This window comes from Bowmanella dokdonensis (assembly GCF_017254865.1).
In the GTDB taxonomy this organism is placed as follows: domain Bacteria; phylum Pseudomonadota; class Gammaproteobacteria; order Enterobacterales; family Alteromonadaceae; genus Bowmanella; species Bowmanella dokdonensis.
Window position 1 is genome coordinate 43,446 of the sequence record NZ_JAFKCV010000016.1, and the last position, 13,580, is coordinate 57,025.

Genomic DNA, 13,580 nt, shown 5'->3' on the forward strand with positions numbered 1-13,580 from the left:
GATGCGGCTGATGAATAAGCAATCGAATAAAACCATGTTTTTCCTGTCTCTGCTGCTGGTCATGGTCAGCGGACAAGGCTATGCCCTGAATATGGATGAATCGGCCAGTTACACTTATGCCAGCGATGATGCGCGTATTTACTGGCCTGCTGAGGATTTTGGCCAGTGGCTGGCCTTCGCAGAGCACAAACCACTCATTCACTTCAAAGTAGAGGACCGGAACCGGGAGAGGCCCATGCTGCTGAAACTCCCGGAGTTACATCTCACACAGCGACAACTGTTACTGGCAATGCGTGCCAACAAGCCAAAAGGGGTCAGCCTGTTTTTCAGTAAGGAAGCCCCTGACCTCAAGGCACCGACATTGCTTCTTTATACCGATAGCGATGAATACTATGTGCAGGCCGGCATCGACACCTATGTCAAACCTAACCTTCGCAAAGTGCAGGGCACGGCCGAAACCCTGAGAGTCGGTGAAGGCCGCATTGCTCTCCTGCATTTTTCGCTTCCCGGAAAATTGGCCTTGGAGCAGATCCACCGGGCAGAATTGTTGCTGCACCTGAGAGCCGAGCAGGAGGGTGAGAATGAAATAGAACTGTTGCAGCTATCAGTTGGCGAAGAATCCGCCGGAGCACAATCCGGATTGGCCGCAAGCTACCCCCAGGATAAATTAATAGGTCAGCACCAGGCCGTTTACTATGCTGAGAATTTCGACTCCCAGAGTTGGATGGACAGCCTTTCAGAGAAACTAGGCACCCAGGAAAGTACCTGGTCCAACGCTGCCACTCTCAAATACCTGACACATCAGCAGGCCGGTTACTTTCTGCCAAGCGAAGGGCGCAGTGCTGTTGCCCGGTTCACACCGGACAAAAACCTCGCCCTGAATCTGGATTACTATTTCGCCAAGCACCATGGCAACGAGCCCGAAGAGGCGTATGTCCGTTACTATCTTAAGCTGGCCGAGGGTGCCGATATCAGCGGGGGTGGCAAACTGCCAGGCTTTGGCGGTACCTATAATAAGGCCGGCTGGGGAGGACGGCCCAACGACGGATATCAGGGCTGGTCCGCTCGTGGCGCCTTTATGGGAACAATAGACAACCCCCAAAGTCCTTTTCATGGCCATATGCCAATAGGCAGCTACCTTTATGAAGCCATTGATGAGCGAAAATATGGCAGGGTGCTCCCCTGGGGTCATCCGTTAGCTGCCCTGGCGCCCGGCCGCTGGGTGTGTATAGAGCAACATTTAAAGCTCAATACCCCGGGACAGAATGACGGGTTACTGGAGGTCTGGATTGATGGGGTAAAGATCCTCATCAGAGACCAACTGATTTTTCGTCATACCACCGAGCTGAAAATAGAAAAAATCTGGTTCAATTTCTATTTTGGCGGGGTTGAGAAACCCAAGCGGGCGTTTGATATGTATCTGGATAATATTGTCATTGCATCCCAATACATCGGGCCGATGCAAAAATAAAAGAGGCAGTGCGACGCCAGTTGAGCGCGTCTATGCGGATCCACCCGCAAAGACGCGCAGCACCGGTTAGTGATGATGATGCTTATCAGGCAGCGACTGGATATAGATAACCAGATGATCGATCTCCTCTGGCTTGAGGAAGCCCCCCCAGGGTGGCATCATCGGGCTCAGCCCCTCAGCGGCACCACCTTTGTCAATCACAGCATGAATCTCTTCGGCAGAGCGTTTGAAGTGAAACATGGGAGACGTCAGATCCGGCAACTCGACTCCCAACATTGATGAATCTGGCCCCTTGCCGTCTCCCTTAACGCCATGGCATCTGGCACAGTTAACCGCAAACAGGGCAGCAGTGGCCTCTTCATTGTAATCCTTTGGCACGCTGTCTTTTTCCTCTTCCGGTTCGACCACATCCGCTTCTTCGGCCCGCACCAGCATCAGCACCTCACCACTGGGATCGGACGCCGCACCAAGGGTGGTGACCAGCAGTTCACCGCTTGCCAGTTGTACCACAGAGCTGACACCACGTTGCGCATATTGATTGGCCCGGGCTATCAGTTTCACCTCCTCAACCTGGGGTTGGTCGCCATCCATCACAAATATCTTGGCCGAATAATTATCGGCAAACACATACTTGTCTTTCAAGGAAGGATATTTGTCTCCCCGGTACAGGGCGCCACCGATGACCGCCCTGTCATAAGCGCTGTGCTGGTAGGTATAAACCGGTCCCTGCTCAGGCAGGTTCAGTTGTTCCCAGCCTTTGCTTCCGGTTTCGTTCCGCCCTTCCACCACAGGAAACTGGTAGTGCTTGCCCTTCTCAACTTTATTCACTTCCTCCCAGATGGTCGAGCCCACATCCCCCAGCCAGAGATCGCCGGTTTGTGGATCAAAGGTAAACCTAAACGGGTTGCGTAGCCCCAGCGCCCAGTATTCATTGCGAATTTCCGGATTATCCAGAAAAGGATTGTCATCCGGCACATGAAATCCCGCCAACTGGCCAAAGCCGAAAGGTGCTGGAGGCGGATTTTTCGCCTGCATATCCACATCCAGGCGTAATATTCCGGCCCGCAATACTTCGGCAGAGGTGCGTCCTTCTTTGGGGTGTACGCCCTCGCCCAGTCCGATATACAGGTAACCATCCAAACCAAACTCCACAGAGCCACCGTTGTGGAACCCATCGGCAGAGCGCGGAAGAGACAGTAAAACAAACTCGGAAGCCTTGCGTTCCCCCGGCTCCCCGGAAGCCAAATCAAAGCGGGACAACTTGTTCAATTGTCCTTCTTCGGGGCGCGTATCGGTATAGTACAGATACATCAGGCGCTTACTCGGGTCCTGACTGAATTGTGGGTGGAACGCCATACCCACTGCGCCATTCTCGACTTCAACCTCACCGAGTTGATCGCTGATATCCAGCACCAGTTGCTTTTCTCCCCCCTCTGGAAACGGCACTTTGTACACACGGCCAACCCGTTCAAGAATATACAGGCTGTCGGTCTCTCCCGGCGCCTGCCGAACCAGCACAGGTTGTTCAAACACCAGGCCCGGATACAGATTTTTCAGGCCCCACTCTGATTCGGGTACAGGATTAAAGAAAATACGAATTTGTGTAATACGGTTAGCTATATCGCGGTCGGCGGTGAAAGCGACCCCCAGTGCCAGAGGCAAGAGGAAATACACCAGAGCCAGCACCCCAGGGATACTGGCCAGGCATTTTAATAACGCCCAGATTGGCTGGCCTATGGCAGCGCCTATGGAAGCCCTGTCTCGCCACAGTAGCACCGCTGCCATAGCCAGCAGATAAAAGAGCGTGGACAGCAAACCGATAGCAGCAATCAGTTGGGGATCATAATTGATGGTGGTTGCTAAAAAGCTGTACAGCGAGGCAGTGGTGTATGCAAACAGATAACAGAGATATTCGTTGCCAAAACGTTTGAGTGAACTAAATGCCTGTGACTTAAACAGTAAGTTGCTCAGGAAAATCTGGATAAGAAACGTCAGGACGAAAATGCTTGTTAGTCTGCCCATATCCGCGACACTGACATAGACCTCGGGCAGGCGCATAACAAACCTGGGAATCAGGTTAACTTCGCGAGATATCCAGTAGCCAAGTATCGACGCCAGGGCAACAAAACCCAGTTGTGCTAAGGCTACGACTACCTGCTGCCATTTATTGTTTTTCATCACCAACTTTGTCCCTCATTTGATTGCTTGTTTTCCGTTGCTGGCTGACAGCCGCGAACTTCGCGTTCGAAGTGACTCTCATGACAGTTGACTCCCTATATTGCCAAGTACCCGTTATCCAATACAAGTGAATCTTACAGCTAGCCATCCAGCGGGGTGACTACCCGACTATGACTTTGGCAACCCCAGATCAGGCGAGGCCAACAATCGTGTGACATCAGTGGGCAAAGAAAGATCAACAGAGCAGTTAGTCCCAGAATTGAGCAGATAGCAGATATACAAATACTTTTGCATGCCTTAATCTTGCCCAGAATTCTTATTGAGTGACAGGCCCAACAGCATGGAAAAAAACTGGCGAAACAAATACCGGGTAATGGTACCGCAAGCGGATGCAATGGGTGCCATTGCCGCCATCCGTTCCCTGGGGGAGCATGGTTACGACGTTTACGCCGTTTCAGCTAATCCCAACGCCTTAGGGTTGGCTTCCCGTTTTGCCAGTCATGCGGTGGTCTCACCGGATTATGACGAGCAATACGTCCCCTGGCTCAGAGAGTTTATCGCCAGGGAAAACATCCGGGCCATCGTCCACAGTGAAGGATTCCTGATTGCCATTCAGGAACACTATGAGGAGTTTTGCCACCTTATACCCGGTGCGGGCAGCCGCGAGGACGTTTACCGTTGTATGAGCAAGACGGCGACATTTGGCGATTTTCTCAGCCAGGATCACAGTCCTGCGGTGAAATCACACATTCCCCCCACCCTGGTGATCAAATCAGATGATGAAATAGACTGGCAGGCCATCGGCCAATGGCCATTACCTTTGTTTATCAAGGGGGATGCTTACTTTGCCAGGACGGGTGACGAGAGTCTGGTCAAGCGGGTGGAAACCCTGGAAGAGGCCAAAACCCTGGTCGAGCAACTTCGACCTGAGTATGAAGAGCTGCTGATTCAGGGTTGTGTTAAAGGCGCCAAGGCCACAGTCAACATTCTGGCAATGGACGGAAAGATCCTGGCCGAATCCATGGTGATTGCCAGCCACCATAACCCACATACCGGCGGTCTGACCTCACTTCGCAAGAGTTGGTGGCAGGAAGACATGTATCAGGACGCGCTGCAACGACTGGCGTTTCTCAACTGGCAGGGAGCTGCCATGGTGGAGTATAGCTGGGACGATACTACACAAAGCTTCAATTTCATTGAATTGAATGCCAGGTATTGGGCAGCCCTGAACCTGGACATTCTCGCCGGCATTCATTTCCCCTGTTACCAGATGGACTATTTCTTTGAAAAACTGGCTCCCGAACAAGCTATCCGCCTTACCCAATCTATCTGCGCCCGTCACGCCCTGCCGGCGGATTTCGGCTATGCCTTGTCGCTGATAAAGGATAAAAACGTCGGCTTGGGGAAAAAGCTCTATTGTCTGGTGGAGTTCTTCGCGCTGTTTTTGCACCCGGGTATCAAGGCCGACTTGCTCTATCCGGGTGATCGAAAACTCTATTTCATTAACCTGGGGCGTTTTTGTAAGGAATTCATCCGTTCAGCGCTAAGCAGGCTGAACCTTTGATTTCAGGGACCGTCGGCGAAAATCCTACCTGATATTGGTCTGGGTCATGGTGACGCGCCAGCTCACCCATTCTGTACCTCGCCATTTATGTACCAGGCGTTTGAATATTGAGTGAGTCAACAGATTAAACAGCGCCTCCCAATGCATGCGAATATTGAACCGCCGTACTTTGTTCTCCAGTGCCGATGCCAGTTCTTCCTGTCCCTGTCGCCTGGCCAGGTAAGCCAGGTCCAGGGCGAACGGCACTGCGGCATGGCTCTTCACCGCCATACTCTTGGCCTGCTGCAAACTTTGCAGAGGGGGTAAACTGGCGGCATGCATATTCAACAGCTTCAGAGCAATCATGGTGCGCATACACTTCGAACATTCCCCGCAGTTGCTGTCCACATGCCGCCAGCAGACCTGCAGGTTGTCCAGCAGCGCCTGGTGGGCAGCCAGGTACTCGGTTTTATCGGTTCTGGACACGTCCATGCCGTCATGAATGACCTTCCGTGTGGCATCCCCCCATAAGGGATCGGTGAGCGGATGACTGCCCCAGGGAAACAAATCGTCACAGGTGAAACTGGACGGGATATAGGTGGCCGGAAAGCCCAGGATGGCCGCCACCGCTCCCAGTTCAAGGCCATGCTGGAAGTTGTGGGATATCTTGCGATTCTCTGCGTACTGGCGGTAATTACCCAGCACATCGATCAGGCGTTTTCCCTGGCTCTGGGCAAAGCGAATCTGACGGTTCAGAAACACCTCCCACTGCTCTTCCTTATCCCATCCCTCGAAGCCGTTCATCGTTATCAGGTGCGTGATGGCATCAAAGTGCCGGGCCAGGGAATAACTGCCGTCGATGCCGCCAGAGTAAAAACTGGCCGCACCTGGCGTTGCCACACCGGCTTCCTGAGCCTCGCCCAAGACTTCAACGCGCTTTAAACCGCGATTCCACATGCTGTAAAGCGGCTGCAATTCTGCCACGGTGTTCTGTATAGATGTGCTGAAAGGCACTGTTTCGTCCAGCACAATATTCCGGCCGGTGGCCATAGCATCCAGCAGACAGATACCAATAAAGGCGTCTCCGGGCGTACGCAACGACACCCAGTCCGGGAAGGAGAAAAACACCTCATCACCGTCAACCAGCGCAGAAATGATTCTTCTGTCGGCTTGTGTGAACTCTCGAAAGTCGCTAATCCGTAATGACACATCAATTTCCTTATGCCGGGTGGATAATCTCTGCGCAGTTTAAGCTAATTCGGCAGCCGCTTGCACCAGCTTTATGGACGGAATATTGGCATGAGCAGCCCCGTCCTTATCCGGTGAGACATTGGTTTCCACCAGCACCGGCCCCTGCTCACTCAGGGTGATATCCAGGCCGGCGAAGCGGGTATTTGGCAGCTTGGCCAAAACCTCGCAGGCAAACTGGCAGATGGCTGACCATTCCATTAGCTGTACGCCGGACAATTGCGCACCGTGATCGGGGTGATGGGTCAATTGTCCCCGATGGGGATTATATTTGGTCAGTCCGGCCTCGGTCACCCCGGTGGCCAGATTGACGGGGCACATAATTCCCCCTGCGGAGGCATTGTCCACGGCTGCACCCTGCCGTCCCACCCGGAGGTAGGCGCCTATAACTTGTGGCGCTTGCCCCCTGGCCTCCAACACCCAGAGCCGCAGGGTATTGACGCTGGAGGGGTTGAAGGCGGCAAACTGGGGTGTCTGCTCAATGAAATCTTCGATAATGAATTCACTGACCCCTTCGGGATCTTTCAGCGTGTCCATAAGAGCAGACACACTGAGTTCTTTGCCACTGACTGTCTCCTGCAAAATCACATGATCGGCTGTTCCCGCTACCAGCAGGACTTTAATTCCCTGCCCTCCCCAACCTTCAATGGGCTTGACACAAATCTTCTGGCCCTCCAGCCCGGCCAGCAGTTGTTGCAGGGTCTCCTCAGTCTTTAAGGGGTTACCCTGCCTGTCAATGCCACGTCGGGGGTGGAAATAACCCAGCATTTGTGCGCTGCGTATATGTAAAAAGGCATAGATGGCCTTTTCGGAAAGCTTGCTCTGAGTCAGCTTCCGGTAGGGCTTGGGATTAAGTGTCTCCAATGCCTGGTAATATTCCCTGGCGGACACATGCAGCCACATTTTTTCAGCGGGAAAGTCTTTCCTGGCCATACCGGCAACGACGAAGTAACGGGGTCCCAGTTTCGTTTTCAGGCAAAAGCGACAGCAATCCAGCAATACCGATGCAAAGGGTACCCCGGCCAGTCTGGCTTCTGTCCTGAGCATGGACAGGGTGGTGCGTAATTTACTGACAATTGATGCCATATTTATCCCAGCCTCTTCCTGGTACTGCGCAACAGCGTCATAAAGCCGCTGAGCTCTGCCTCAAACTCCAGATTTGACACTCGGTTTGCATCCATAATGCGCGGCAATTCAAATAATGAGCGGTCACGATCGGCCAGTTCATTCTCTGTCGTGGTAGCCGTGTCGATTCCCAACTGCTTCAACAATTCAAACTGACTGGCTGCGTATTCACCGCTGGGGTAACAGAAATGCCGGGTCTGCTCTTCCAGGTTCTTTGCTATCCATTGACGGTTTTCCTCCACTTCACGGCGAGCCCGCTCAGGATCCTGTTGAGGGAAGGTATGCCTATGGGTGTGCAACTCCATGCTGATACCTTGGGTCTGGATCCTTTTCAACGCTTGAATATCCAGGTACATAAACTTGCCGCTGTTCAGCCAGCCCTGGTAATCCACTCCCACCTCCAGACAGACCTCCTGCAAGACCTGGCATCGCTGCTCTGCATCGAGGCGCTCCTCCAGCACCGCTATCGATTGCTGCGACAAGGTCGTGCTGCCCAGGGTTTGGGCTGTCAGGCTGTCCTGGGCAACTTGCAGGCTTCCTCCCCCTTTCCACAGCAGGTACGCCACCGCCACATTGAACACCGGAATTTGTTTCTGCGCATAGTAAGACGACAGATACAGGGTGGCCGGATAACCGGCCTGATGCAAAGGGTCAGCCATGCCTTGTTCGATCCCGGCCCAACCATCGTCAATGGTAATGGTCAGCAGATCCCTGACGTTCCCGGCGCCGGCCAGTTTGGCATGCAGATCATCCAGGCTGACCACCTTGAAACGCCACTTTTTAATAAGCGCAAGACGCTGCCTGAACAGCCCGCTTTGCATAAACAGGCCCGGCCTGAACTGGTGTTCATCCTCAATGGCGATACCGTGATAACAGAGAATTCTCGCCTTGTCAGCCGTCATCCGCCTGGCCAGGTGAAAAAGCCCCACCCCCTTGCAGACCCTAAGAAACAGTTGTTTCACACTTCCTCCCTTTAGCATCCGGATCCTCCCGTTCAAAGGGAAGATATCCCGGTGCAGCCTGTTATTGCTGTGCCTTAACCAGATTCTGAATTAACCGGAAATGAAATTTGAGGGGGGTTTTATCCCAGGGTGTAAAGCGGCGTAGTCGCCAAACCGAAGTCTGCTTATCCGATATCCCCTTTTCAGTGGCCACCGCACTGCTGAATCCCGCCTGTCTGACCAGGGATTCTGTCAACTGATCGAAGTCTTTATCCGGCACGCCATTGGGATAAGCGAAGTGCTCTATGTCTCTGCCGATCCAGTCAGCCAGTTGCGCCCGACTCTGCCGGATCTCGTCGGCTTGCTCCTGTTCTGAGCAGATCTTTAAGATTGGATGGTTCACAGTGTGGGCGCCGATAGTCACGCCTTTATCAGACAATTCCCGGATCTGCTCCGGTGTCATCATCAATGCAGCCTGCTCCTGGATATTATTGTCCCGGTAGAGCTGCGCAATTTGTTCGAGCCGTTGTTCAACCGGCAGATACTTAAGCTTATTGATCAGACCGTATCCCAGCGCACGGCGACGTTGCCAGTCGCTTAACTGCAGTTTCTCTGCACCAACCTGCAGAGTCAGCCGGTCAGGGTCGCTGAACAAATACAGCACCCGGTCATTCCACATGTTCTGGCCCTGACTGAAGGCGGTGGCTACATAGACAGTGGCCGGAACCTGATACCTGGCGAGAATGGGCTGGGCAACCGTAAGATTATTCTTGTATCCGTCATCGAAGGTAATACAGATGGGATTGGCCGGCAGGCACTCATGTTGCAGGCCATCTAAGGCCTGATTCAGGGACAAAGGCGTGAAATAGCGGCTGACCAACTGCATCTGCCAGTCAAACGTCTCGGCGGTCACTTCCAGGCGGCGCAGTGGGTCAGGCTTTTCCAGCACCTGATGGTAGTTGAGGATGCTCAGCTTGCCCCGACCAAGCACCCTGCCAGCTCCGGCCAGCAGCCGGTGAAGCACATTATTCATCTTCATGCTTTTGTAACCAGAGTTCCAACACCACGATAATCCAGATTAGTTCACCGTAGTAACTGGCATGGACCGTCTTGTGTGCTTCTAGCACTTGGTCAATCAGGCTGTCGCTTAGAATATGGCGCTCCCTGAAGCGCTGCAGCATCTCCAGGCTGAGTGTCCTGAGTTGTTCGTTCTCCCGCATCCATACGCCAAAGGGCAAGCCAAAACCATGCTTCTCCTTATCCAGGGTCTCATCGGCCAGAAATCCCCTGCACGCCTGCCGGTAGAAATGTCGCAGTTTCTGTCCGGGCAACTTGGCCGAGTCAGGGACGGTGCAACTGAAATCCACCATTTCCTTGTCCAGGAAAGGATAAGCCACTTCGACCCCGGCCATCTCACACATTTTACTGACCTTGACCAGGTCATTGTCGGCAAGGGTAAACTTCCAGTCCAAAAACAACATGGCATCTATGGGCCGGTCGCTGCTGCACTCATGGTAACGCTTGCTGAACTGCCGTTCAGGCAACGTCTGGTCAACCTTGGCCAGAAAGTCGGCAGAAAAAATCCCTCCAGCGCCCAGTTGCTTGATAAAGTTATAGGTTTGCAGGCGGCCTGGCAGTCTGACTTCGGCTTGCCGGATATAGCTGGCCACCTTCTTAAATCCGGGCAGGCCACTGAGTGGCGAGCCGACAAAAATCCCTCGCAACGGCGCACGTAACCAGGCCGGAAGCGCCAAATAGGGTTCAAAGACCTTTTGCTTGGCATACCTGGCATTACCGGCAAAAATTTCGTCGCCCCCATCTCCTGCCAGCAGTTTATTCACCCCGTGGGATTTGGCGAAACTGGCACAGAAATAGGCGGCCATAGCCGATGAATTGCCAAAAGGCTCATCAAAATATTGCGCCACCTTCACAAAGGCATCGGCCACCTGGGCAGGCTTTAAATACAGCACCTCATGCTGGGTATTGAAATGCTTCGCCGTGATCAGGGCAAACTCGGTTTCATCGTATCCCTTGGCTTCAAAGCCGACAGAGAAGGTTCTAGCTGCAGTGTGCCTGGACAGCATGCCGGCAACACTGGAACTGTCCAGGCCTCCGCTGAGAAAGGCGCCGCATTCAGGCGTGATGGCTTTTTCAACCGCCCCATCCAGGGTCGACAGGCATTGCTGATAGCCCCGGGCATCGTCATTGACTTCATGGGTAAACCGGGGGCAGTAGCAAAGCAGGCTGCTGAATTCTGCCTGGCTGTTCCAATGCACAGCTTTGGCGGGTTCCAGTTTTTCAACCTGCTTATAAATAGTGGTCGGCGCAGGGATACAGTGAAAATAGAAGTAGTTGAAGATGGCTTGTTCCGAGAGGGTCAGGGTGACCTCAGGCAAGCCTTTGAGATGCATCAGGGAAGAGGCTACGTACAGGCACTGGCCCTGCCGGCTGTAATAGCAGGGCTGAATACCCATGTGGTCGTTCAGCAACCAGACGCTACCCTTACCGTCGGCGTAGGCCACCCAGAACGTCCCTGAGACATGGCGGAACGAGTCCGGCCCGATTCCTGAAGCCTGCAGAAACGCCAGCAACGCCGCGGCGTCAACCGGGTTGCCATCCAACTCAAGCTGGCCTTTTATGCTGACAAAGGCCTGACCATCAAAAGCCTTGTCCAGCGTTCCGTACTCGGGCAACACCAATTGTAGATTGGTATTGATAGTCAATGGGTTAACCTGCAATTCCTTCTCTCCACTTCCGCGTTATTCAATCTTTGACCTGGCCGTGACAACTTACCTGGCTGGCATCAGTTTCCTTATCAGGAAGGCTTCCAGACTGTCAGAGGGCATGCCACGTAACAGGTAAAACACCGCCACACAGACACCATAACAAAGTGCGCCAGCCAGTACCTTGACTATCAACATGATGGCCATCGGCCATTCCGGCCAGGGCAGCCACCTAATCAACATCCACATGGCAAGTGCCGAGAGTACAGGAGGAATCCATTGCAGCAACAGTTGCGCCAGATTAAATGCCAGCACCCGGGTAACCACTAACAGGACGATGGGCAGCGCCACACAGGCAGACAGAAACAGACTGCGAGGCAGCGCATGATAGTCGCTGAGGTACAAGGTAAGGAAAATTGTCGAAAATAAAATGACGGAGCGCATCCACACCAGTCGGTTGGACAACTTTTCCCTCCCCATTACGATCAAAAACTGACCGCCCAGAAACATCATGATTCCCGTCATCATGGTATACAGACTGAACCAGGCCAGAATAGGGGTAACGGACAACCATTTATCTCCCAGCAGGGTCGCCACAAACTCAGGCGCTACGGCGTTCAATCCGACCCCAAGCGGCACAAACACATACACGGCACCGGTAATGGCGAATGCCAGAAACTTCTTACCCTCGGCTGTCTCTTTGACGATGGCGAAGTTGGGCAACAAGCCTCTGACGACAGGCATCATCAGTTCACGGGTAAACATGCCGGCCAGGTTCAGGCCCATCTGGTATTTACCTAGGAAATCTGCTGTGGCCATCCGGCCAACGATGATCACATCCGCCTGCCCGTTAATGAAACCGCCGATACTGAAAGGCAGGGTGGAGGCAGAATAACGCAGGATATCCCGCCATTTATAAAGGGAAAGGGCAGGCCGGTAGGAGAACATGGTATAACTGAGCACCAGTCCGACTATGGCTGACAAGACCTGTCCCCACACCAGTGCCCAATAGCTTCTCAACCAGAATCCCAGGGCAACGGTCACGATCACCGAACTGATTTTGGTGTAGAAGCTGAGCTTGAAATCCAACCGAAAGTTAAGTTGTTTCTGGGCGATAAAAATACCGATATTTTTAGCGCCTTCCAGCAGCCTCACCAGCGCCAGGCAGTAGATAATCTCAACCAGGGCCTGTTGATTAAAAAAGTCAGCCACATAGGGAGCCAGCAGAAGCATTAACAACGCAACCACCAGCGCCTGGATCAGATTGGCGGTCCAGGCTGAGTTATATATACGGTTGTCATCTTCCTTGTGGCGGATAACATACAGGTGGATGCCGGCTTCCGTCATCGCCATCAGCATATTGATAAAAATGCTTGCCATGGCGACGATACCGAAGTCTTCGGGCGACAACAGCCTGGCCAATATCAGCGTATTGACCATTCCTATAAGTTTTGAGCTGTATCTGGTCAGGAATGACCAGCCAACACTGGAAGCAACGCGTGTCTTGGGTGAATTCATTGGGTCCCGGCTTTACTGTGCTGCTTGCTCAGCAATAAGCTGATCTATCTTGTTCTTCAATCCCGGCAGGGGATAGCCTGCATCGTAAGCTAGCTTTGCAAACTCCTGCGCTTTTTCCAGGTTGCCCAACTGGGCATAGGTCAGACCAAGGTTGTACTGTACTTCCACATCATCCGGCGCCAGGGCGTTGGCAGCCAGCAGCCTGTCCAGGGCATTCACGTAATCGTCATTACGGAAGAAGTGCAGTCCCCATACGAGCAGGGTTTGTGCGTTGCCGGGAAAAACCTGGTGGGCTCGTTTAAAGAAGCAATCGGCACTGAATTCCGGCTTACGTACATAGTTGTCGTTGCGAAAAGACTCCGATTCCCTGTAGCGTTTTTCGAATCGCGAATAGGTATCCAGCGCCAGAGGATGGTTGGGAATGATCTTCAGAATAAACATCATATCGCCGGGCAGCGGGCTGGTCTGCCCCCGTTGCAAGGTCCTTACGGACTGGGCAAAGTGGTGTTTCTCCACCAGATTAATCAGGCCCTGAGGCGTGTTTCCATCTGGCATCCTGGCTTCATTGGAATAGTAGTCCCAGGGCTTATCATGGCGTGACCAGGGTAGCTGAAAACAATCGGCTACTGCCAGGGGCACCGGCAAGGCCAATATCAGCAGCAACAAAACTTGCAGCCTGTGCTTTGTCATCATGGCGTTGTAACAGATTTGCTTACTCATTGACGGGTATTCTTACCTTTCTTATTCTGGCATGCTGCACGGATGGAAACCTAATAAAGGAGACTGCCGCAGGCAGCAGTGCCCCTCCAGGAAGTAGACTATACTCCGAAAGA

At 53.1% G+C, this 13,580-nt stretch carries 10 protein-coding genes; 2 read left to right on the plus strand and 8 right to left on the minus strand.

All coding sequences use genetic code 11. The annotated features are described in order from the left end of the window. The first annotated feature begins 10 nt into the window (after positions 1-10). Positions 11-1,471, plus strand: a complete 1,461-nt coding sequence (locus tag J0A66_RS18895; RefSeq protein ID WP_206575419.1) for a polysaccharide lyase — start codon at positions 11-13, stop codon at positions 1,469-1,471. 66 nt (positions 1,472-1,537) lie between these two features. Here J0A66_RS18895 and J0A66_RS18900 read toward each other — a convergent pair whose 3' ends face one another. Next, complete coding sequence (locus tag J0A66_RS18900) at positions 1,538-3,649, minus strand: PQQ-dependent sugar dehydrogenase (RefSeq protein ID WP_206575420.1); 2,112 nt, start codon at positions 3,647-3,649, stop codon at positions 1,538-1,540. Positions 3,650-3,968: 319 nt separating this feature from the next. Between J0A66_RS18900 and J0A66_RS18905 the strand changes: the two genes are divergently transcribed. Further along, the gene (locus tag J0A66_RS18905; protein ID WP_206575421.1) at positions 3,969-5,213 is read left to right on the plus strand and encodes an ATP-grasp domain-containing protein; all 1,245 of its coding nucleotides are present in this window, start codon (positions 3,969-3,971) and stop codon (positions 5,211-5,213) included. A 24-nt stretch (positions 5,214-5,237) separates the two neighbouring features. On the opposite strand, the gene J0A66_RS18910 is transcribed toward J0A66_RS18905, so the two are convergent. The 7 genes from J0A66_RS18910 to J0A66_RS18940 all read right to left on the minus strand — a co-directional run bounded on the left by J0A66_RS18910 (position 5,238) and on the right by J0A66_RS18940 (position 13,467). Next, a complete protein-coding gene (locus tag J0A66_RS18910) occupies positions 5,238-6,401 on the minus strand; it encodes a hypothetical protein (RefSeq protein WP_206575422.1) in 1,164 nt (387 codons plus the stop codon). Between the two features lie 39 nt (positions 6,402-6,440). After that, positions 6,441-7,526 (minus strand): sugar-transfer associated ATP-grasp domain-containing protein, encoded by a 1,086-nt coding sequence (locus J0A66_RS18915; RefSeq protein WP_206575423.1) that lies wholly within the window; start codon positions 7,524-7,526, stop codon positions 6,441-6,443. Positions 7,527-7,528: 2 nt separating this feature from the next. Continuing rightward, positions 7,529-8,527: a polysaccharide deacetylase family protein gene (locus J0A66_RS18920; RefSeq protein WP_206575424.1), complete on the minus strand. Its 999-nt coding sequence runs from the start codon at positions 8,525-8,527 to the stop codon at positions 7,529-7,531. Positions 8,528-8,588: 61 nt separating this feature from the next. Beyond that, positions 8,589-9,539, minus strand: a complete 951-nt coding sequence (locus tag J0A66_RS18925) for a polysaccharide deacetylase family protein (protein ID WP_206575425.1) — start codon at positions 9,537-9,539, stop codon at positions 8,589-8,591. Continuing rightward, entirely contained in the window at positions 9,532-11,229 is a 1,698-nt protein-coding gene (locus J0A66_RS18930) for an asparagine synthetase B family protein (protein WP_241264309.1), read from the minus strand. Before J0A66_RS18930 ends, J0A66_RS18925 begins: the two co-directional genes overlap by 8 nt. 66 nt (positions 11,230-11,295) lie before the next feature. Further along, complete coding sequence (locus J0A66_RS18935) at positions 11,296-12,747, minus strand: oligosaccharide flippase family protein (RefSeq protein WP_206575426.1); 1,452 nt, start codon at positions 12,745-12,747, stop codon at positions 11,296-11,298. Positions 12,748-12,759: 12 nt separating this feature from the next. Next, complete coding sequence (locus J0A66_RS18940; protein WP_206575427.1) at positions 12,760-13,467, minus strand: tetratricopeptide repeat protein; 708 nt, start codon at positions 13,465-13,467, stop codon at positions 12,760-12,762. Positions 13,468-13,580 lie beyond the last annotated feature (113 nt).